The 21,073-nt window shown below is 60.3% G+C and carries 16 protein-coding genes; 10 read left to right on the top strand and 6 right to left on the bottom strand.

The genetic code is table 11. From position 1 onward, the window contains the following. The first annotated feature begins 95 nt into the window (after positions 1-95). The 7 genes from FBY04_RS19080 (at position 96) to FBY04_RS19045 (ending at position 10,697) form a co-directional block, all read left to right on the top strand. Positions 96-575 carry a sigma-70 family RNA polymerase sigma factor gene (locus FBY04_RS19080; RefSeq protein WP_084321030.1) on the top strand — a complete coding sequence of 160 codons (480 nt, stop codon included), beginning with the start codon at positions 96-98 and terminating at the stop codon, positions 573-575. A gap of 130 nt (positions 576-705) precedes the next feature. Further along, positions 706-2,043 carry a lysine N(6)-hydroxylase/L-ornithine N(5)-oxygenase family protein gene (locus tag FBY04_RS19075; protein WP_145316233.1) on the top strand — a complete coding sequence of 446 codons (1,338 nt, stop codon included), beginning with the start codon at positions 706-708 and terminating at the stop codon, positions 2,041-2,043. Positions 2,044-2,537: 494 nt separating this feature from the next. Further along, positions 2,538-5,240, top strand: a complete 2,703-nt coding sequence (mgtA, locus tag FBY04_RS19070) for a magnesium-translocating P-type ATPase (RefSeq protein WP_145316231.1) — start codon at positions 2,538-2,540, stop codon at positions 5,238-5,240. A gap of 141 nt (positions 5,241-5,381) precedes the next feature. Continuing rightward, complete coding sequence (locus FBY04_RS19060; RefSeq protein WP_084321027.1) at positions 5,382-6,098, top strand: MgtC/SapB family protein; 717 nt, start codon at positions 5,382-5,384, stop codon at positions 6,096-6,098. Positions 6,099-6,302: 204 nt separating this feature from the next. Next, on the top strand, positions 6,303-6,716 hold the full coding sequence (locus tag FBY04_RS19055) for a response regulator (RefSeq protein ID WP_145316229.1): 414 nt from the start codon (positions 6,303-6,305) through the stop codon (positions 6,714-6,716). A gap of 108 nt (positions 6,717-6,824) precedes the next feature. Next, positions 6,825-7,460, top strand: coding sequence for a response regulator transcription factor (locus tag FBY04_RS19050; protein ID WP_145316227.1), 636 nt, complete (start codon positions 6,825-6,827; stop codon positions 7,458-7,460). Further along, positions 7,461-10,697: a transporter substrate-binding domain-containing protein gene (locus FBY04_RS19045; RefSeq protein ID WP_145316225.1), complete on the top strand. Its 3,237-nt coding sequence runs from the start codon at positions 7,461-7,463 to the stop codon at positions 10,695-10,697. 3 nt (positions 10,698-10,700) lie between these two features. On the opposite strand, the gene dkgB is transcribed toward FBY04_RS19045, so the two are convergent. From dkgB to FBY04_RS19030, 3 genes are all read right to left on the bottom strand, one after another. Next, entirely contained in the window at positions 10,701-11,504 is an 804-nt protein-coding gene (gene dkgB, locus FBY04_RS19040) for a 2,5-didehydrogluconate reductase DkgB (RefSeq protein WP_145316223.1), read from the bottom strand. A 261-nt stretch (positions 11,505-11,765) separates the two neighbouring features. Beyond that, positions 11,766-12,305, bottom strand: coding sequence for a PaaI family thioesterase (locus tag FBY04_RS19035; protein WP_017337617.1), 540 nt, complete (start codon positions 12,303-12,305; stop codon positions 11,766-11,768). A gap of 96 nt (positions 12,306-12,401) precedes the next feature. Continuing rightward, the gene (locus FBY04_RS19030; RefSeq protein ID WP_084321022.1) at positions 12,402-13,310 is read right to left on the bottom strand and encodes a LysR substrate-binding domain-containing protein; all 909 of its coding nucleotides are present in this window, start codon (positions 13,308-13,310) and stop codon (positions 12,402-12,404) included. Positions 13,311-13,414: 104 nt separating this feature from the next. On the opposite strand from FBY04_RS19030, the gene FBY04_RS19025 reads away from it, so the two are divergent. The 3 genes from FBY04_RS19025 (at position 13,415) to FBY04_RS19015 (ending at position 16,659) form a co-directional block, all read left to right on the top strand. Continuing rightward, positions 13,415-14,281 (top strand): pirin family protein, encoded by an 867-nt coding sequence (locus tag FBY04_RS19025; RefSeq protein WP_145316221.1) that lies wholly within the window; start codon positions 13,415-13,417, stop codon positions 14,279-14,281. Between the two features lie 126 nt (positions 14,282-14,407). Further along, a complete protein-coding gene (ycaC, locus tag FBY04_RS19020; RefSeq protein ID WP_008011497.1) occupies positions 14,408-15,034 on the top strand; it encodes an isochorismate family cysteine hydrolase YcaC in 627 nt (208 codons plus the stop codon). A 182-nt stretch (positions 15,035-15,216) separates the two neighbouring features. Next, positions 15,217-16,659 carry a mechanosensitive ion channel domain-containing protein gene (locus tag FBY04_RS19015; protein WP_145316219.1) on the top strand — a complete coding sequence of 481 codons (1,443 nt, stop codon included), beginning with the start codon at positions 15,217-15,219 and terminating at the stop codon, positions 16,657-16,659. 151 nt (positions 16,660-16,810) lie between these two features. On the opposite strand, the gene FBY04_RS19010 is transcribed toward FBY04_RS19015, so the two are convergent. The 3 genes from FBY04_RS19010 to FBY04_RS19000 form a co-directional block, all read right to left on the bottom strand. Next, positions 16,811-19,240, bottom strand: a complete 2,430-nt coding sequence (locus FBY04_RS19010) for a TonB-dependent receptor (RefSeq protein WP_145316217.1) — start codon at positions 19,238-19,240, stop codon at positions 16,811-16,813. Between the two features lie 101 nt (positions 19,241-19,341). Next, on the bottom strand, positions 19,342-20,301 hold the full coding sequence (locus FBY04_RS19005; protein WP_084321018.1) for a FecR domain-containing protein: 960 nt from the start codon (positions 20,299-20,301) through the stop codon (positions 19,342-19,344). Beyond that, positions 20,301-20,807 (bottom strand): sigma-70 family RNA polymerase sigma factor, encoded by a 507-nt coding sequence (locus FBY04_RS19000; RefSeq protein ID WP_084321017.1) that lies wholly within the window; start codon positions 20,805-20,807, stop codon positions 20,301-20,303. Before FBY04_RS19000 ends, FBY04_RS19005 begins: the two co-directional genes overlap by 1 nt. Between the last annotated feature and the right edge of the window lie 266 nt (positions 20,808-21,073).

The following is a 21,073-nucleotide window of genomic DNA, read 5'->3' as shown; positions in this document are numbered from 1 at the left end:
ACACTCGAATTGCCACTATCGTGCCACTGCCCATTTCGGCAGTCGTTGCGGTGGCTCAAGGATAGAAACCGCACCCGTGCGGCCGGGAGTCATGGTTGGAAAACTACTATCGCGAGCTGGTGTGTTTCCTCAACGCCAAGCTGGGCAACCGTCAGGTGGCCGAAGATGTGGTGCATGACGCTTATGTGCGGGTCCTGGAACGTTCCAGCGACACGCCGATCGAGCAGCCCCGGGCTTTCCTGTATCGCACCGCGCTGAACCTGGTGATCGACGACCATCGGCGCAATGCCTTGCGTCAGGTCGAATCGCTGGAAGTGCTCGACAACGAAGAGCGCTACTTCACCCCGTCCCCTCACAACTGCCTCGATCACGGCCAGCGCCTGGAGATGCTCCAGCGTGCGTTGGCGGAGTTGCCACGGCTGTGCCGCGAGAGTTTCCTGCTGCGCAAGATTGAAGGCCTGTCACATTCGGAGATCGCCGAACACCTGGGCATTTCCCGCGCGTTGGTGGAAAAGCACATCGTCAATGCGATGAAGCATTGCCGGGTGCGGATGCTGCAATGGGACGCCCACTGAGCGTTTGTTGTTAAATTTTATTTCATTGTCCTCGTTCCTACTCAACAGACGACCTGCTGTGCTCCCAAGGATCGCCAGGTCACTTAGGCTTCCTCCCCTTGTTGAGGGGTTCATCCAGAGGACACTGGAAATGACACAGGCAATTGCATCGCCCATCGTTCACGACCTGATCGGCGTCGGTTTCGGCCCTTCGAACCTGGCGCTGGCCATCGCTCTGCAAGAGCGCGGGCCGAGTCAGGGCGAGCTGGATGTTCTGTTTCTCGACAAGCAGGCGGACTATCGCTGGCACGGCAACACCCTGGTGACCCAGAGCGAATTGCAGATCTCCTTCCTCAAGGACCTGGTGACCCTGCGCAACCCGACCAGCCCGTATTCCTTCGTCAACTACCTCAAGCACCACGGCCGTCTGGTGGACTTCATCAACCTCGGCACCTTCTATCCGTGCCGCATGGAGTACAACGACTACCTGTGCTGGGTCGCCGGGCAGTTTGCCGAACAGAGCCGTTATGGCGAAGAAGTGCTGACCATCGAGCCGGTGTTGCACAACCAGCAGGTCGAAGCGCTGCGTGTGATCTCCCGCGATACCCAGGGCCAGCAACACGTGCGCACTGCCCGTTCGGTGGTGGTCAGCGCCGGTGGTACACCGCGCATTCCCGAAGCGTTCAAGGCGCTGAAGGATGACGGCCGGGTGTTCCACCACTCGCAGTACCTGGCGCAGATGGCCAAGCAGCCATGCGTGAACAATCAACCGATGAGCATTGCGATCATCGGTGGCGGGCAGAGCGCGGCGGAAGCCTTCATCGATCTGAACGACAGCTTCCCGTCGGTGCAGGTGGACATGATCCTGCGCGGTTCGGCGCTGAAGCCGGCGGACGATAGCCCGTTCGTCAACGAAGTGTTCTCGCCGGAATTCACCGACCTGGTGTTCCAGCAGGCGAGCAGCGAGCGTGAGCGTCTGGTCAACGAGTACCACAACACCAACTATTCGGTGGTGGACATTGACCTGATCGAACGCATCTACGGCATCTTCTATCGCCAGAAAGTCTCGGGCATTGCCCGTCATGCCTTCCGTACCTTGACCACTATCGAAAAGGCCATCGCCAACGAGCGCGGCATCGAACTGGCCCTGCGTAACAATGCGACCGGCGAAGTCACGGTCCGTCATTACGACGCCGTGGTACTGGCCACCGGTTATGAACGTCAGATGCACCGCAAACTGTTGGCGCCGCTGGAGCAATACCTCGGTGAATTCGAGGTGGACCGCAACTACAAACTGATCACCGACGAACGCTGCAAGGCGGGCATCTACATGCAGGGCTTCTGCCAGGCGAGCCATGGTTTGAGCGACACCCTGTTGTCGATCCTGCCGATTCGTGCGGATGAGATCGCCGGGTCATTGTATGAGCATGGCAAGAGCCGGGGGCATGGTCGTTCGGTGATGGATTTGTTGTTGGCGACAGCCAGTTAGGATCTTTGGCGCTTGTCAGGCCGCCATCGCCAGCAAGCCGGCTCCCACAGGGGAATGCGATCACCTGTAGGAGCCGGCTTGCTGGCGATAGCGGTCTGAACAACAGCACAAAATATCGAATCCTGAACCCTTCCTGAAGAACCCCGCAATTCCCCAACGACTTGCCAATCCTTCGTTTACTCTCCACAAATCGGGGCGTAAGCTTCGCGCGTTTTCATCAATAGCGGAGACCCACAGTGGGTACTTGTTCGAGTGACAGTAGTCGGCCGGTTCCAGTAACCGGCACATCCTCGGCAAGATAACGCGCACATTTCTTGTGCCGTTGTCTCGCCGAAAAAGCGAGCAGCGGCCTCCCGATCGCGGCCAGTCATGGTCCGTGTCCCGACGTCCTCTCATCGACGCTGAACCGTGCGTGATGTTCGACTTGTTGTCGTCATCGCGGCGCACCGACACGCCTGCTGGAAGGTTTCCCGGCTGACCCTGGGGGAACTGCCATGAACCTGACCTTGCTCAAGGAATTCTTCGCCGGATTCTTGCGTACCCGCCACATCGCCCGACACTTCCGTCGCCTGGCGCTGCTGGAAAACTTCACTGAAACCACGGTCAGCCGCGAGGTGCCGCCGACACTGGCGCAAACCCTGGTGAGCGCCGCCAACAGCGACACTGACCAACTGCTGGACAACCTGAACAGCCACACTGACGGCCTGAGCGAAGCCGAAGCCGATGCATTGCGCGTGCAATTCGGTCTCAACGAAGTCGAGCACGAGCAACCGCTGCCGTGGTGGATTCACCTGTGGCACTGCTACAAAAATCCGTTCAACCTGCTGCTGACATTGCTCGCGGTCATCTCCTGGCTGACCGAAGACATGAAAGCCGCCATCGTGATTTTCTCGATGGTGGTGCTCTCGACACTGCTGCGCTTCTGGCAGGAAACCAAATCCAACCAGGCGGCCGATGCGCTCAAGGCGATGGTCAGCAACACCGCCACGGTGATGCGTCGCGATGCCCTGCGAACCGAAGTGCCGATCAAATTGTTGGTGCCGGGCGATCTGATCGTGCTCTCGGCCGGCGACATGATTCCCGCCGATTGCCGGGTGCTTAACGCCAAGGACCTGTTCGTCAGTCAGGCAGCCATGACCGGTGAATCGATGCCGGTGGAAAAATTCCCTCGCCAGCAGGACAGCGACACGAGCAACCCGCTGGACCTCGACAACATCCTGTTCATGGGCACCAACGTGGTGTCCGGGACCGCGATTGCGGTGACTCTGACCACGGGCAACAGCACCTATTTCGGTGCGCTGGCCCAGCGGGTCAGTGCTACCGACCGCGCGCCGACGTCGTTCCAGACCGGGGTCAACAAAGTCAGCTGGCTGCTGATCCGCTTCATGTTCGTCATGGCGCCGCTGGTGCTGTTCATCAACGGTTTCACCAAAGGCGACTGGACCGAAGCGCTGCTGTTCGCGCTGTCGATTGCCGTGGGTCTGACCCCGGAAATGCTGCCGATGATCGTCACCTCGACGCTGGCGAAAGGTGCGGTGTTCCTGTCGCGCAAAAAAGTCATCATCAAGCGCCTCGACGCGATCCAGAACTTCGGCGCCATGGACGTGCTGTGCACGGACAAGACCGGCACCCTGACCCAGGACAAAATCTTTCTGGCGCGCAACGTCGACGTCTGGGGCAACGACTCCGACGACGTGCTGGAAATGGCCTACCTCAACAGCTACTACCAGACCGGCCTGAAAAACCTGCTGGACGTGGCGGTGCTCGAACACGTCGAAATCCACCGTGAGCTGAAAGTCGGCACGGCGTTTCACAAAGTCGACGAGATCCCGTTCGACTTCACCCGGCGGCGCATGTCGGTGGTGGTTGCCGAGCGCGGTCAACCGCATCTGTTGATCTGCAAAGGTGCGGTGGAAGAGGTGTTGGCGGTGTGCACGCGGGTGCGTCACGGCGAACACGATGAAGCACTGAGCGATGAACTGCTGGCGCAAATTCGTCAGGTCACCGCCTCGTTCAATGCCGAAGGGCTGCGGGTGGTGGCGGTTGCCGCGCGGCCAATGATCGAGGGGCGCGACACTTACAGCCTGGCGGATGAGCAGGCCCTGACGCTGATCGGTTACGTGGCGTTTCTCGATCCGCCGAAGGAAAGCACTGCGCCGGCCTTGAAAGCGCTGGCCGCACATGGTGTGGCGGTGAAAGTGCTGACCGGCGACAACGAACTGGTGACCGCGAAGATCTGCCGCGAAGTCGGCCTGGAGCAGCAAGGGCTGCTGATGGGCAACGACATCGAGCGCATGACGGACGCTGAACTGGCGCGGGAGGTGGAGACCACCAACGTCTTCGCCAAACTGACGCCGTCGCACAAGGAACGCATCGTTCGTCTGCTCAAAGGCAACGGCCACGTGGTCGGGTTCATGGGCGATGGCATCAACGACGCCCCAGCCCTGCGCACCGCCGACATCGGTATCTCGGTGGACAGCGCCGTGGACATCGCCAAGGAAGCGGCGGACATCATCCTGCTGGAGAAAAGCCTGATGGTGCTGGAGGAGGGCGTGCTGGAAGGGCGCCGCACCTTCGCCAACATGCTCAAGTACATCAAAATGACCGCGAGTTCGAACTTCGGCAACGTGTTCTCGGTGCTGGTGGCCAGCGCGTTCATCCCGTTCCTGCCGATGCTGCCGATGCACCTGCTGGTGCAGAACCTGCTTTACGACATTTCGCAGATCGCCATCCCGTTCGATAACGTCGATGAAGACATGCTCAAGCAACCCCAGCGCTGGCAGCCGGCGGACGTCGGGCGCTTCATGCTGTTTTTCGGGCCGATCAGTTCGATCTTCGACATCACCACGTTCGCCTTGATGTGGTACGTGTTCGACGCCAATACCCCGGACCATCAAACCCTGTTCCAGTCCGGCTGGTTCGTGGTCGGGCTGCTGACGCAGACGCTGATCGTGCACATGATCCGTACGCCGAAGATTCCGTTCCTGCAAAGCCGTGCGGCCATGCCGCTGATGGTGATGACCGGGATCATCATGGCCGTGGGGATTTTCCTGCCGATGGGACCGCTGGCGCACTACTTCAAACTGCAGGCGCTGCCATCGCTGTACTTCGTGTTCCTGCCGGTGATTCTGCTGGCGTACATGGCGCTGACCCAGGCCGTGAAGGGGTTCTATATCCGCCGGTTCGGCTGGCAGTAATGCCGCAGTACAACAATCTCCTTGTGGGAGCGGGCTTGCTCGCGAATGCGATGTATCAGTCACCATCATCATTGACTGACCCACCGCTTTCGCGAGCAAGCCCGCTCCCACAGGGGGCGTGTGTTTTTCAAAGGATTCATCATGCAAGCACTCAACAACATCAACCTGACCTCGCTGGTCGACACACTGGTCAGCCTCAGCGCGGCCTTCATCCTCGGTGGCCTGATCGGCTTCGAACGCCAATACCGTCAACGCACCGCCGGCCTGCGCACCAATGTGCTGGTGGCGGTGGGCGCGGCGATTTTCGTCGACATGGCCAACCGCCTCGGCGGCGCCGAAGGGGCGGTGCGGGTGGTCGCCTACGTGGTCTCCGGCATCGGCTTTCTCGGTGCCGGGGTGATCATGCGCGAAGAGGGCAACGTGCGTGGCCTCAACACTGCGGCAACGCTTTGGGCCTCGGCGGCGGTCGGTGCCTGCGCCGGTGCCGACCTGGTCCTTGAAGCCTTGCTCGGTACGCTGTTCGTGCTGGCGGCCAATACCTTGCTGCGGCCGATCGTCAATAACATCAACCGTCAGCCGCTGGATGTGATTTCGGCTGAAGTCACCAACATCGTTTACGTGATCGCCCGACGTTCGCAGCAGAAAGCAGTACTGGCGCTGCTCGAGGCGGAACTCGAACGCAGCAATTACCCGGCGAGCGATGTGGACGTACACGCATTCGGCACCGAGGAAATCGAGGTGGAAGCGACGCTCGCGACGACGTCGGTGGACGGGGATGAACTGGACGCACTGGTGGCGCGGATTTCGACGTCGACGCTGGTGGTGCAGGCGTTCTGGAGTCCGAGTACGACAGAGTAATGGTGCGGAGGGTAAAAGATCGCAGCCTGCGGCAGCGCCTACACGGTACGCCGCAATCCTGTAGGAGCTGCCGCAGGCTGCGATCTTTTGACTTTATTTTCCCCCTCCGGCGTCCTGGATTTTAGGAATAGTCCTACAGAAAGCTCGTTGGCTCTTCCGTAGCCTTGCAGCCTCACGAATCTGAAACCCTCCTGGGGGCCCCGGTTGCCGAACAAAGCGTTACGTATCCTGATTGCCGACGAGCAGCATTTCCAGCGGCTGAGAATCGAGCGCCTGTTCAACCGGCTCGACTACTACCGCGTGGCACCGGTTCAAGACCTTGCGGAATTGCTGACGCTGGTCGATTACGGGAGCGAGCCTTTTGATCTGGTGGTCATCAATGCCTCGCTGGCGGGTGAAGCGTTCGACCTGCCCGGTTTCTTCCTCGATAACCCACAGGTTCACCACGCATTGATCTATGACGGCGAGCAGATGAAGTGGCCGTCGATCCCTGCCTGCGGCCAGCAGAAGGTTCAGATGAGCCTCGCCGCGCTGCCTGATCTGGCGTGCATTCAGCGGTTGATGACAGCGGTTGATCCTCGATTACCGTTCGTCGGCACTGTCATTTCTGTCAGGTAGTCTGGCGCGGATATCCATGCAACAGTCTTCGCGCAGCCCTACGTACTACCCGGACCTGGTTCATGGGTATTGATTGCTCAATTGTCGTGCCTTTGCACAGGAGTTGCCATGAAGCCAGCGAGATCAGTGGTGGTCGCGGACGACCATCCGGTGGTTCGCGCAGCCGTCAGAATCCTGCTTAGACAGGAGGGGTTTGATCCGATTCACGAGGTATCCAGCGGCAACGAGGTCTTTTCCGCGATCCGTGCGAATAAACCTGGCCTGTTGGTGCTGGATCTGACGATGCCCGGTCTCGGCGGGTTGGAAGTACTGGCTCGCATCCAGGCCAGTGACGAGCGATGCCGAGTACTGGTTTTCACCGGGCAAGACCCCCGGTTTTATCAAGACCGTTGCATGCGTGCCGGCGCCAGGGCGTATGTTTCCAAGGCCAACGATTTGCAGCATTTGCACGAAGCGGTACTCGCGGTGATGGCCGGTTACACCTATTTCGCCAAGCTGCCGTCGAGTTCGGTGGCGCTGAGCACAATGCAACGCAGCGAGAATGAGTTGATCGACAATCTCTCCGACCGCGAACTGACCATCCTGCTGTACCTGGCCAAGGGATTGGGCAACAAGGCAATCGCCGAACTCATGAACCTGAGTCCCAAGACCACCAGCACCTACAAGACCCGGCTGAAAGAAAAACTCAACATTGAATCCAATGTTCACCTGAGTCATTTCGCCAAACGCAATCATTTGATCTGAATGAAGACCTTCCGACGTCCGCGTTGCCTGCTACTTCTCGCGCTGCTGGGTTGTCTATGGATATCCAGCGTCTGCGCACAACCGCAAACCCTGACATTGCTGGGACGCTCCACCGTCGACGGCTATGACGTCAAACTCTCGGATGCCGACTCGCGGTTGCTGCGGCAAAAGGGCCGGTTGTTGCTGGCCATCTCGGCGCCGGATTATCCGCCCTTCGACATCACCACCACCGGCACGGATTACGAAGGATTGACGGCTGATTATGCCGGGCTGCTCAAGCAGCTATTGCACGTGGAAATCGATGTTCGCCGCTACAAATCGCGGGGCGAGGCAGTGCGGGCGATCAAGGAAGGCAAGGCTGATCTGCTGGCAACTGCCAATCGTTACGAGGTCGAGGACCCGCAGTTGCGGATGTCCGGCGCCTATGCGGACGATCAACCCGTCGTGCTGACCCGCACGGATTCGGCTGCGCCGCTCGACCCTGACCTGGCCGGCAAACGGCTGGCGATGCTCTACCACTATTTGCCCGAGCAGCACGTGCGGGCGTTTTATCCCAAGGCGGATGTCGAGCTGTTTCCCTCGACGCTTGAAGCAGTGGGGGCCGTAGCGTTCCGTCAGGCGGACGCTGTCCTCAGCGATGCCATCAGCGCCAACTACCTGATCAGCAAAAACTACCTCAACAATGTTCAACTGGCCGATTTTGCGCTTCTGGAGTCCGGGCGTTTCGCGTTCGCCATGAGCCGCGACAATCTTCAGCTGCAACGCATCGTCAACCGGGCGCTGACGGCGATCCCGACCAATGAACGGATGAACATCCTGCGTCGATGGGGCGGCAGCGGGACCTCCATCGCAGGTACTCAGGCCCCGCTCTTCAGCGTGCTCGAGCAACGCTGGATCGACGATCATCCGCGCGTGCGAGTGGCGATCAACGAAAACCTCATGCCGATTTCCTTTCGCGACAGTGAGGGTAAGTACCGGGGCATCAGCATTGATGTGTTGGCAAAAATCAGTCTGCGCACAGGCCTGAAGTTCGACATTCAACCCATCCGGTCAGTGGCTGAAATGCTGGAATGGATCAAGACCGGACAGATCGATCTGGTCGCCGGGATCAGCCCCAGCATCGAACGTGAAACCGAGTTGCGCTTTACCCGACCGTTTTTGACCAGCCCTAATGTGCTGGTGACACGTATTGAGCCGGGCAGTCCCCGAACACTGGATGACATGGCGGGGAAAACGCTGGCCATCACCCAGGGCAACAGTGCCGGTGAATTCATTCGTCAGCACTTTCCGCACATTGAACTGGTCAATGCGTCATTGACGGCGCAAGCGATGGAACTGGTTGCCCAAGGCAAGGCTGACGGCGGCATCAACTCGCTGATCGGTGCGAGGGTCATGATTTCCCGGCAGTATCGGGACCAGTTGCAGGTGACCAGCACCGTCGGCACCGACCCGGCCCGTGCCACCCTGGCGACCGGTCGTGAGGCGGTCCTGCTGCATTCGATTCTGGACAAGGCGCTGCTCAGCATTCCACCGGAAGAAATCGATGAAATGACGGGCTACTGGCGCAATGACCTGATGGTCGAGCCAAGCTTCTGGCTGGGCCATCGCCGGGACATTTTCCAGGCCTTTGCCGCCGCCGGCGCCTTGTTGTTGCTGGCGCTGGCCTGGATCGCCTGGCAGCGTCGACAGATTCGTCTGCGTCAGCAATTGCTCAGTCAGTTGCAGGACGCCAAGGACGCCGCGGACGACGCCAACCGTGCGAAAACCACGTTTCTGGCAACCATGAGCCATGAAATCCGCACGCCGATGAATGCGCTGCTAGGCATGCTTGAACTGGCATTGAAACGAGCGGATGAAGGCGTTATTGACCGCCCGGCCATCGAAGTGGCGTCCAGTGCCGGCCAACAATTGCTGGCGTTGATTGGCGACATTCTGGACATCGCGCGTATCGAGTCCGGGCATTTGTCCCTGACACCGGAACGGGCCAATTTGCGCTCGCTGGTCGAGTCGGTATGCCGGGTTTTTGAAGGTCTGGCGCGGCAGAAAAACCTGGAGTGGCGTGTCGAACTGGGCGATCGAAGCGATTGCGATGTGTTGATCGACCCCACGCGCTTCAAGCAGGTGCTGTCCAATTTGCTGGGCAACGCGATCAAGTTTACCGGCGAAGGCGAAGTGAGCCTGACGCTGCGGGTCGAACCTGGCGTGGCGGGGCATCTGGCGGTCAGCGTGCGCATTGCAGACACCGGCATTGGCATCAGCGCACTCGATCAGCAGCGACTGTTCAGTTCGTTCGTGCAGGCCGGTAACAATCCGCATTCAGGCCGGCAAGGTTCCGGGCTGGGGTTAGTGATCAGCCGGACTTTATGCGAAATGATGGGCGGGCGGTTGCTCCTCGAAAGCACGCTTGGACGTGGTACGCGGATCGATGTCTGCCTCGAACTGCCCCTGTTGCCTGCGCTGCCCTCTTGCGTTGTGTCCGAAGACAAAGGGCTGCCGCAGACGCGTCCGCTGACGATTCTGGTGGTCGATGACTACTCGGCCAATCGACTGTTGATGTCTCGGCAGCTGGGCTATCTGGGGCATAGCGTGATAGTCGCCGAAGAGGGGCGGCAAGGGTTGGAGCGGTGGCGCGAATTTCAATTCGATGTGGTCATGACCGATTGCAACATGCCGGTGCTCAACGGGTATGAGTTGACGGGGGCGATACGCGATGAAGAGCGTGCGCAAGGATTGCCGCCAACGCTGATTCTGGGGTTGACCGCCAATGCGCAGCCCGATGAGAAAGCCCGTTGCCTGGAGGCGGGCATGGACGACTGCCTGTTCAAACCGATCGGCCTGCCGGATCTGAGTGCCTGGTTGGCCTCGAAATTTACCGGCGGCCAGGAATCGACCACCGAAGCACCTTCAAACACCGAGATCGATCTGAGCGGTCTGCTGCAATACGTCGGCGGCGATCATGAATTGATCACGCAATTGCTACGCGACGTGGTCATGACCAATCGCACGGATCGCGATGAACTGCTCGAGGCGCATGCGAGCGGCGAGCAGCAGGTGCTTTACACGCTCGCGCACCGTATCAAGGGCGGGGCGTTGATGGTTCGGGCGGTCAGCCTGATCGAGTGTTGCGAGGCACTGGAGTGTGCGTGCAGGGAAGGCCATGCTGCGCAGATCGACGTCGCGGTCGACCAGTTGCAACAGGCCATGATGCGGCTGGACCAAAGCCTGGCGCAGGGTTGACGGTCAATCCCAGTGCGGCGCGATGCCTTTGGGGCTGGTCAGGCGCTGGCCGCGATCAAGACCGGCGATCAGCGCCATGTCGGCGTCGCTCAGGGTCAGGTCGCAGGCTTTCAGATTGCTTTGCAGGTTGGTGCGTTTGGTGGACGAAGGAATCACCGCGTAACCGAGTTGCATCGCCCAGGCCAGCGTCACTTGCGCGGGCGTTGCTTGCAGGCGATCGGCGATCTGCTGGATGACCGGGTCTTTCAGTACTTCGCCATACGCCAGGGTCATGTAGGAAGTGATCTGTATGCCCTGGCTTTGTGCGAACTCGACGACCTTGCGGTTTTGCAGGTACGGGTGCAGTTCGATCTGGTTGGTCGCGATGTGTTCGGCACCAATGGCGGCAATCGCCTGTTTCATCAGGTCGACGGTGAAGTTGGAAACGCCGATCTGGCGGGTCAGACCGAGCTGTCTGGCTTCGAGCAGGGCGCCCATGAATTCCTCGACCGGCACCTGGTCTTCCGGCGACGGCCAGTGAATCAGGGTCAGGTCCAGGTAGTCGATTTGCAGCTTTTGCAGGCTCTCCTTGAGGCTGTCGATCAAGCGATCCTTGGCGAAGTTGGCGATCCAGATCTTGCTGGTGATGAACAGCTCTTCACGGGCGACGCCGCTGGCTGCGATGGCCTCGCCGACCTCGGCTTCGTTCTCGTAGATCTGCGCGGTATCGATGACCCGATAGCCCAGCGCCAGGCCGGTGCTCACCGAATCGATGACCACCTGGCCTTGCAAGCGAAACGTACCGAGACCGAATGCGGGAATAGACATCTATGACTCCAGGGTTTGCAGTGGGAATGGGCACGAGTATCCGCGTGCGCATCCTTGAGAAAAACCGCTGGTGGGGCAAAGCAATGTTTACCGCAAGTCATGAATCGAGGGGAGTCTGGGGGATTGATGGTGGTGGATCTGGCCACATCGCGAGCAAGCCCGCTCCCACATTTGATCTGCAGTGAATACAAATTTTGTGTCCGACACAGATCAAATGTGGGAGCGGGCTTGCTCGCGAAGACCACGACTCGGTCTGAAGACTTACCCCCGCGCCTCAAGAATCATGCAAGTCGTCGACCCCGTCGCATACAACCGCCCATCCACATCGTAAATCCGCCCCTCGGCCAGCGCCGTCGAGCGTCCCAGATGGACAATCTTGCCCTCGGCCCGCACCGGTCCACTGGCGCCGGTCAACGCACGAACATAGCTGATGCGCAGATCCAGCGTCGTATACCCCTGGCCCTTTTTCAGCTGCGTGTGAATGGCGCAACCCATGCACGAATCCAGCAAGGTCGCCGCATAACCGCCATGTACGCTGCCCAGCGGGTTGTAATGCCGCGAATCCGGCGTGCCCTGAAAGATAAACAGCCCGGCCGACCATTCGATGGGGATGAAATCCATCAGCGTGCCAATGGGCGGCGAGGGCAGTTCACCGTTGCCGATGCCGTCGAAAAATTCGCTGGGCGACAGCGCGCTGACCTCGGCCATCGACAGACTGCCGGGAGCAGCCAGACGGGCGCGCATGGCATCTTCCTGAGCAATCCATTGGGCGAGGGTGGCTTCTCGGTTAGGGCTTTGCATGATCATGTCCTCGGACGAGCGCAGATATTATGGTTGTAATCTGCGCTGATATTATGTCCGAAATAAAAACTCTGCCAGCCCCGTGTGTCGAGTCCTTCACGCAATATCGCTGTGACTGAATTCCTCCCCCAGAAAGTCGATCAACGCCCGCACTGACGGCAGCAATCCACGGCGCGACGGAAAGATCGCGTGGACGATCCCGCACTTGGGCGCCCAGCCCGGCACCAGTTCCACCAAGCGTCCGGCGGCGATGTCATCGCGTACCACCACGCAGGGCAGGTGCGCGACGCCGATGCCCGCGAGCACCGCGTGACGCAAGGCCAGCAGGTCATCGGTGACCATGCGCGGCGCGTGCCGGATCAGCGCGCTGGCGCCGTTCGCGCCGAACAACTCCCACTGGTATTCACGTTGCGCAGCCCCCCAATGCACGCTGGGCAAACCGCTGAGGTCGGCCGGGGAGGCGGGCTTCGACAAACGCTCGGCAAAGGCCGGGCTGCCCACCAGGCATTGGGTGCTGTTACCCAGCACCTTCATCACCATGTCGGTGTTTTCCAGCGGTGGAAAACGTACGCGCAGGGCAATGTCGAAGCCCTCGTGGATCAGGTCGACCCGGCGATTGGTGCTCTCGATGAACAACTCCACCAGCGGGTACTTGAGCATGTAGCGGGTCAGCATCGGCCCGACCCAGGAATTGAGCAGCGCGGTCGGGCAACTGATGCGCACCAGGCCCTGGGGTTCGGAGCGGTTGCGTTCGATCAGTTCGGCGGCGCTTTCCGCTTCGACGCGCATGGCCAGACAGCGCTGGTAATAGGCCTGGCCGATTTCGGTCAGCGAACAATGGCGGCTGGTGCGATGCAACAAGCGCACGCCGAGGCGCTCTTCAAGTTCGGCGATGCGCCGGCTGAGCTTCGATTTGGGCATGTCCAGTGCCCGCCCGGCTGGGGCGAAACCCTGATGTTCCACCACTTGGGTGAAGTAGTAGAGGGTGTTGAGGTCTTCCACCATCGTTCTCCATATAGAACGCTAAGGCTGATTTTTGCAGTCTAGCGCACCAAAGGGTTCGCTTTTAAGCTTTGTTCATCGCGTCAAACCACAGATTTGGAGGCAGCATGAAAAACATCATCGGCATCTACACCAGCCCACGGACCCATTGGGTCGGCGACGGTTTTCCGGTTCGTACGCTGTTTTCCTACGACAACCTGGGCAAACACATCAGCCCGTTTTTGCTGCTGGATCACGCCGGTCCGGCTGAATTCACCCCGACCACCGAGCGTCGTGGCGTTGGTCAGCATCCGCACCGCGGCTTCGAAACCGTGACTATCGTTTACAAAGGCGAACTGGAGCACCGCGACTCCACCGGCAGCGGCGGCAAGATCGGCCCGGGCGATGTGCAATGGATGACCGCCGCTTCGGGAATCCTCCACGAAGAATTCCATTCCGAAGGTTTCGCCAAAACCGGTGGCACCCTGGAAATGGTCCAGCTGTGGGTCAACCTGCCAGCCAAAGACAAAATGGCCGACGCCGGGTACCAGACGATTCTCGATGGCGACATCCCGAGCATCCCGCTCAAGGACAAGGCGGGCAGCCTGCGTCTGATCGCCGGCGAGTTCGACGGCCACACCGGTCCTGCGCGGACATTCACCCCGGTCGACGTCTGGGACCTGCGCCTCAACGGCGGCAAGTTGCTGACCCTCGATCTGCATGAAGGTCGCAATACCGCGTTGGTCGTGCTGCGCGGCACGGTTCAGGTCAACGGCCTGGAGCTGGTGCGCGAGGGGCAACTGGCGTTGTTCGAACGCAATGGCAACCAGATCGGCCTGGAAGCCAATAACGATGCAGTGGTGTTGCTGCTCAGCGGCGAGCCGATCGACGAGCCGATCGTCGGCCACGGTCCGTTCGTGATGAACAGCGAGCAAGAAATTCACCAGGCTTTTGCTGACTTCCAGTCCGGCCGGTTTGGCCAGATGCACGGTTGAAACACGGATATACGGTTACACCGCGCAAGGCATGACTGACTACGCTTGTCTGGCCGCGTCTGAACGATCAAACAAAACACCCGTTCGCCGAACTGTTCGGCATCGATTAAAAGCGAGGATTACCCCATGACTACTTCTTACAAGCGTCTCGACAAGGATAACGCCGCCGTTCTGTTGGTGGATCATCAGGCGGGCCTGCTGTCTCTGGTGCGGGACATCGATCCGGACCGTTTCAAGAACAACGTGCTGGCCCTGGCCGACCTGGCCAAGTACTTCAAATTGCCGACGATCCTCACCACCAGTTTCGAAACCGGCCCCAACGGTCCGCTGGTGCCTGAACTCAAGGCGCTGTTCCCGGACGCGCCATACATCGCCCGTCCTGGCCAGATCAATGCCTGGGACAACGAAGATTTCGTCAAGGCGATCAAGGCCACCGGCAAGAAGCAACTGATCATCGCCGGCGTGGTGACCGAGGTGTGCGTGGCATTCCCGGCGCTGTCGGCCCTGGCGGAAGGCTTTGAGGTGTTCGTGGTGACCGACGCTTCCGGCACGTTCAACGAGCTGACCCGCCAATCGGCCTGGGACCGCATGTCGTCCTCCGGTGCGCAATTGATGACCTGGTTCGGCCTGGCCTGTGAACTGCACCGCGACTGGCGCAACGACGTGGAAGGCCTGGCGACGCTGTTCTCCAACCACATCCCGGACTACCGCAATTTGATGACCAGCTACAACACGCTGACCAACAGCAAATAATCACTGAAATACATCGCCCCTTGCAGGAGCCGGCTTGCTGGCGATAGCGGTCTCACAATCACGCAACAGGTGACTGTCTGACCGCCATCGCCAGCAAGCCGGTTCCTACAGTGTTTTGTGTTGTTCTCAGACCTGCGTTTGCTCCTACACTGTGCCCATTCGTACATGGCTGGAGTTGCTTGATGCTGTCATTGCTTACCAACCACCCGCTGGTCAGCGCCCTGATCCTGATCCTCATCGACCTCGGCCTGTGGCGCCTGATCAGTGCCAGCGGCAGCAACTGGAAACTGGTGGTGCGGGTGCTTATTTTTTCGCTGTTCAGCATCCTGTTGTTCAACGAAGGTTTGAACCCGTTGGAACCCCCGCCCTGGGCCGACAATGTGCCGCTGCACCTGGCGGCGACCGGTTTGCAGATTGGCTGGTGGCTGTTCGGCGCACGGACCCTGACAGTGCTGATCGGTGCGGTGATGATGCAGCGGGTCGGGCACACCGGACGCTTGCTCCAGGATTTGCTCGGCGCGGTGATTTTCCTGATCGCGATCATCGCGGCGCTGGCCTACGTGCTCGACCTGCCGGTCAAAGGCGTGCTGGCCACCTCCGGTGCGTTGGCAATCATTGTAGGCCTGGCGTTGCAAAGCACCCTCAGTGACGTGTTCTCCGGGATCGTCCTCAACACCACCAAACCCTACCAACTGGATGACTGGATCTCCATCGACGGCACCGAAGGCCGGGTCACCGATATCGACTGGCGCGCCACGCGCCTGCAAACCGCCCAGGGCAGTATGGCGGTGATCCCCAACTCGCTGGCGGCCAAGGCCAAGATCATCAACTTCAGCCGGCCGAGCGACATGTTCGGCGTCTCGATCAGCCTGCAAGTCAGCCCGCACGCACGACCGCAAACGGTCATCGATGCGTTGGAACGGGCGATGGAGGGTTGCCGTTATCTGTTGAGCAAACCGGCGCCGAGCGTTTCACTGAAAGGTTCGAGTGCTACCGGCGTGGAATACGAAATCAGCGGCTTTGTGGTCTCGATGGATCAGAAACGCATGGTGCGCAATCTGCTGTTCGACCTTGCGTTCCGGCACTTGCAGGCGTCGGGTGTGAGCCTGTTGTCCAACGTCGAATCGAATGCACCGGTGGGTCTGTCACGCCCAAGGGCGTTGCTGGAAAGTTCGGCCATCTTCTCGACCCTGCGCCAGGAAGAGAAAGAAACTTTCAGCCAGCACATGACCCTGCAAACCTTCCGTCCCGGGGAAATGATCCTGCCGGCGGGGGAGGTCAGCGATCATTTGTTCATCATCGAATCCGGCGTGGTGTCGGTGGCGCTGAGTCGCGCCGGGGTCAAGTTCGAGTCCGGACGCATGGGGCCGGGCGAGGTGATCGGCGAGGGCGGAATTCTGTCGGACACGGCGCTGCCGGCGGACTTCACCGCCAAGACGGCCTGCAGTTTGTACCGGATCGAGAAGGACTACCTCAAACCGTGCCTGGATGCGCGGCACGACATTGGTGAAGCGATGAAGGCGCTGCTGGATTTCCGCTTGCACAAGGCGCAGTCGTTGACCCAGGAAGCGCCGAAGGTGGTGGAGAAGAAGGGGTTTTTGCAGTGGTTGCGGAGTCGGGCTTAGCGGTTTGCAGTGAATGACCGCTGCGCGGTTCGCGAGCAAGCCCGCTCCCACAGTTGATCTCCAGTGAACCGAAAATTTGCGTTCGACACAGATCCATTGTGGGCGCGGGCTTGCTCGCGATGGTGGCTGCAGGCTCACCGCATGATTCAGATCAGAAATCCAAAGTCGCCGACACCTTCAACGTCCTGGGCGTCCCCTGCGTCAGGTACCCGCCATTCGCCGACGCCCAATACGCCTTGTTCGCCACGTTCTCCAGATTGGCCCGCAAGGTGATTTCCTTCTCATCAAGCCTGAACGCATACCGCGACCCCACATCAAAGCGGTTCCACGCCGGAATGCTCTGGGTGTTGGCGGCATTCAAATATTGCCCGCCCGTGCGCAGCATCCGCGCACTGAGCGCCGCACCTTCAATCCCCGGCACGTCCCAATCCGCCCCGACATTGAGTTGAAAACGCGGTACGCCGACGGCGCGGTTGCCGTCGTTGACGCCGTTGGTGCTGCCTTCGATTTCGGTTTTCATCAGTGTCGCGCCGCTCAGCAGACGCAGGCCGTCGAGGGGTTCACCGTAGATGTTCAGCTCCACGCCCTTGTTCTGTTGCTGGCCATCGACACGGAAGATCCCGTTCTGCGTATAGCTCGACGGCTGTTCGATGCGGTACACCCCCAGGCTCGCACCATAAGTGTCCATGTCCAGACGCACGCCGGCTTCGATTTGCTTGCTGCGCACCGGGGCGAAGGTTTCGTCGCGGTTGATCGCGCTGGTCGGCGGTGTCGGGCCCTTGGCCAGGCCTTCGATGCGGTTGGCGTAAAACGAAACGTGTTCCCACGGCTTGATCACCAGGCCATAGACCGGCGTGGTGATCGACTCTTCATAGCTTGAGGTGCGCGCGCCGGTGGTGGTGTTCCAGCCGTCGACGTTCAGTGTCTGGCGGCGTACGCCCAGGGTCAGCAACACGCGATCATCGATGAAACCCAGCGTGTCGGACACCGCCGCGCTACGCAGGGTGTTTTTGCCGACGATGCGCGGATCATTAATGTCGCTGCCGAATGAAGTGGCTCGTGGACGCGGTTTATCGGTGACGTCGTAGAGGTTGGTGCTGTAGCGCCCGGCGGTGGCAATCGTTTCGAACGCCGAGCGCTGCTGGCCCCAAATGCCTGCCAGACCGAGGTTGAGCTGGTGGCTGATCGGGCCGGTATTCAGATGCCCATTGAGGCCGGCCATCAGGCTCTGGTTATCCTCGTCGTGCGGCGAGTAAAGCATGCCACCACGGGCGGCGCCGTTGAGGTTGGTGACGGTCAGCGACGAATACACGCCGTTTTCCCGGGTGTGTTTGGCGCCGCCGGAAACGTAGGCGGTCCAGCTGTCGCTGAGGTCGTATTCGGCGCGGGCCATGCCGAAGGTGTCTTCCAGTTGCGAGTAGCTCCAGCTCTGCGCATAGCCGGCATTGGCGTCCGGCACCTTGGGGGCTTTCTGCAAGGACGAGTCGACGTACACCACCGAACGACCCTGATTGATCACTTGTTTCTGGTAGCCCAGGTCGGTCGACACACGCAGGCGATCGCCGCGATAGTCCAGGCCGAGGCTGATCAGCGACGAGCGCTGGTCCTCATCGTCGACCGCGGTGTCGCCTTCGCGTTGCAACAGGTTGATCCGCGCGCCGAAGCGGTTGTCTTCGCCAAAGCGCTGGCCCAGGTCGAGGTGCCCGCCGACCCGGCCATCGGCGCTGTAATCGAGGGTGACGCTGCGGGTCGGCACATCATTGGCGCGTTTGGGTTGCAGGTTGACGCCGCCGCCAATCCCGCTGCCGCTGGGCGTGACGCCGTTGACGAAAGCGTTCGGCCCCTTGAACAACTCGACCCGTTCCAGCGCTTCGGTGGCGATGATCTGTCGCGGCAAAACGCCGTACAGGCCGTTATAGGAAATGTCATCGGACGCCAGCGGCAAACCACGAATCATGAACACTTGGGAAAAGTTGCCGAAACCGGCGGACTGACGCACCGAGGCATCGTTGAGCAACACATCGCCGACGGTTTGGGCTTGTTGGTCGGCGATGGTTTTGGCGGTGTAGCTGGTGACGCTGAACGGCAGGTCTTTCAGCGGCTGATTGCCGAGCATGCCGACCTGCGCCACTTTGGCGATCTGGCCGCCGCCGTAGGTGTCAGCGTTGTCGTCACGCATCGCGCTGACGTTGGTGGCGCCCAGTTCCAGCGCGCCGTCGACGGCCAATTGCGGCGCTATGGTGTAACCGTTCCCGCCCGTGCTGATCAGCTCGAAACCACTGCCTTCAAGCAGTTGTGCGAAGCCCGATTGCACGCTGTAGTTGCCCTGCAAACCCGGACTCTGGCGATCGCCCAGTTGTGCCGGATCGAATGACAGCGGCACCCCGACCGCCACGGCAAATTGCGCCAGCGTCTGGCTGAGCAACCCCGGCCCGATGTTGACGTTGCGGCTGGCACTTTCATTGACACTGTCGGCGGCCTGACTGGTGAAGGGCAGCAACGCGGTAAAGGCCAGGGCAATGCTCAGGCTCAAGGCCTTGAGCGGGAAATCGGCGGGGCGTTGCAGTGGCGTTGAAGTCATTCGGCGTTCCTGTCGAGCGCGTGGAATTGAAGAGGTCTATCCACACACCGAACGAAACGCAGAAAGGTATCAGGGGGCAGTGAAAATAATTTATAGCGCCGTCAGACCCGCGGTTCGACCGACATCCAATACCGGGTCAGGCTGCTGATTTTCAGCGGCAGCGTATCGCTGAGCAGGCGCAGGCTGGCGTCGGTATCGCGCAGGGAAAACGCCCCCGACACCCGCAGACCCGCGACATCGGCATGACAGCGCAACACGCCGGGGCGGTAGCGGCTCAATTCACCGAGCAATTCATCCAGGCGCATATTGTTGGCCAGCAACATGCCCTTGTCCCAGGCCAGCGCACGGGTGTCGAATCGTTCCAGTGAGTCGAACCGGTCGAGCTTGAAGCTCTGGCGTTCACCGGCCTTGAGCGTGGCGCTCTGGGAAAGCAACAGCGGCGTGACCTCCACGAGCCCTTCGAGCACGGACACCTGGCTTCGCGAGCCGTGGATCCGCACGCAAAACCGGGCACCTGGCGCACGGGCAACGCATTGCGGGGTTTCAACGATAAACGGCCGTGCACCCGGATCACTCGCGGCGTTGATCAACACTTCGCCCTCCAGCAACATGACGCGTCGCTCATGCCCGTTGAAGGCAATGTTGACGGCACTTTCCGTGTTGAGCAGCAGCTCGCTGCCGTCGGGCAATTGCAGGCGTTTCTGTTCGCCCACGGCGGTACGCTGATCGGCGGTCCATTGCTGCCAGGGCATATGTTGCGAGGCGAAGCCCAAAGGGCCGGCCATCAGGAACAGTCCCATGCGCGTGAGGGTCTGGCGACGGCTGAGGCCTTCTTTGCGCGACGCCCGTTGCAGGGTCTGGAGGGCGAGGTTGGCCGGTACGCTGCGAAATTCGCCGAGCAGCGCTTCGGCCCGCAGCCAAGCCTGGGCATGCTCGGCGCTGCGATTGCGCCAATGGGCAATGGCCTGATGGTCGGACGGCGTTGCGGTCCCCGAATGCAGCTGCACCAGCCAGTCGGCGGCTTCGCCGAGAATCTGCGGGTTGATCATCGACGAGTTCATCAAGCGACACTCAGGCAGGCAATGAACGCGGCACGCATGTGTCGTTTGACGGTGATCAGCGACACACTCAGTCGCTCGGCGATCTGCGCGTAAGTCAGCCCTTCGATCTGCGACAGCATGAAGGTGTCGCGAGTGACCGTCGGCAATTCGCGCAACAACGCTTCGATGCGCATCAGGGTTTCGAGAATCAGCAGGCGGGTTTCCGGCGACGGGACCTCGGCGAGCGGCAGTTGAGCGATGGTTTCCAGATAGGCGCGCTCGATGTCCTGACGTCGCCAGCGATCGATCACCAGGCCCTTGGCGATGTGCGTCAGCAAGGCACGGGGCTCGCTGCCCAAGGGTTTGACGACTTGCCGGGTCAACAGGCGCAGGAACGTATCGTGGGCCAGATCGGCCGCGTCGCAGCGGTTGCCGAGTTTTCGATGCAACCATCCCTGAAGCCAACCGTGATGTTCGCTATAGAGGGTATGGATTTGCTGGTTCGAAGGCTGGTCGGCTGACGACATAGGGGACAGATACTCGTTTCGGGCGTCCTGGCCTGATTGCAATTAAGAATTGATCGCACTCTAGTGGCGCGGACCGAGTACTGGCAATCAGCCTGACAGACTATTTTTCGTACCCTGTAGGAGCCGGCTTGCTGGCGATAGCATCACCCTGGTCATCCATTTGCTCCGAGTTGTCCGCATCGCCAGCAAGCCGGCTCCTACAAGGGATCGTCAGTGGCCTCCTCGACTTCTGGAGTATTGGCTATTTGAGTAGTGGGTCTGCGGGA

The organism is Pseudomonas sp. SJZ080, from assembly GCF_007828295.1.
Taxonomy (GTDB): Bacteria; Pseudomonadota; Gammaproteobacteria; order Pseudomonadales; family Pseudomonadaceae; genus Aquipseudomonas; species Aquipseudomonas migulae_A.
This window is presented reverse-complemented; position numbering and strand designations above follow the sequence as displayed.

What these genes read in the sequence shown, in the direction of transcription:
- FBY04_RS19075 (WP_145316233.1), top strand. Translation starts at nt 706, where the DNA reads ATGACACAGGCAATTGCATCGCCCATCGTTCACGACCTGATCGGCGTC.
- mgtA (WP_145316231.1), top strand. Translation starts at nt 2,538, where the DNA reads ATGAACCTGACCTTGCTCAAGGAATTCTTCGCCGGATTCTTGCGTACC.
- FBY04_RS19060 (WP_084321027.1), top strand. Translation starts at nt 5,382, where the DNA reads ATGCAAGCACTCAACAACATCAACCTGACCTCGCTGGTCGACACACTG.
- FBY04_RS19050 (WP_145316227.1), top strand. Translation starts at nt 6,825, where the DNA reads ATGAAGCCAGCGAGATCAGTGGTGGTCGCGGACGACCATCCGGTGGTT.
- FBY04_RS19045 (WP_145316225.1), top strand. Translation starts at nt 7,461, where the DNA reads ATGAAGACCTTCCGACGTCCGCGTTGCCTGCTACTTCTCGCGCTGCTG.
- dkgB (WP_145316223.1), bottom strand. Translation starts at nt 11,504, where the DNA reads ATGTCTATTCCCGCATTCGGTCTCGGTACGTTTCGCTTGCAAGGCCAG.
- FBY04_RS19035 (WP_017337617.1), bottom strand. Translation starts at nt 12,305, where the DNA reads ATGCAAAGCCCTAACCGAGAAGCCACCCTCGCCCAATGGATTGCTCAG.
- FBY04_RS19030 (WP_084321022.1), bottom strand. Translation starts at nt 13,310, where the DNA reads ATGGTGGAAGACCTCAACACCCTCTACTACTTCACCCAAGTGGTGGAA.
- FBY04_RS19025 (WP_145316221.1), top strand. Translation starts at nt 13,415, where the DNA reads ATGAAAAACATCATCGGCATCTACACCAGCCCACGGACCCATTGGGTC.
- ycaC (WP_008011497.1), top strand. Translation starts at nt 14,408, where the DNA reads ATGACTACTTCTTACAAGCGTCTCGACAAGGATAACGCCGCCGTTCTG.
- FBY04_RS19015 (WP_145316219.1), top strand. Translation starts at nt 15,217, where the DNA reads ATGCTGTCATTGCTTACCAACCACCCGCTGGTCAGCGCCCTGATCCTG.
- FBY04_RS19010 (WP_145316217.1), bottom strand. Translation starts at nt 19,240, where the DNA reads ATGACTTCAACGCCACTGCAACGCCCCGCCGATTTCCCGCTCAAGGCC.
- FBY04_RS19005 (WP_084321018.1), bottom strand. Translation starts at nt 20,301, where the DNA reads ATGAACTCGTCGATGATCAACCCGCAGATTCTCGGCGAAGCCGCCGAC.
- FBY04_RS19000 (WP_084321017.1), bottom strand. Translation starts at nt 20,807, where the DNA reads ATGTCGTCAGCCGACCAGCCTTCGAACCAGCAAATCCATACCCTCTAT.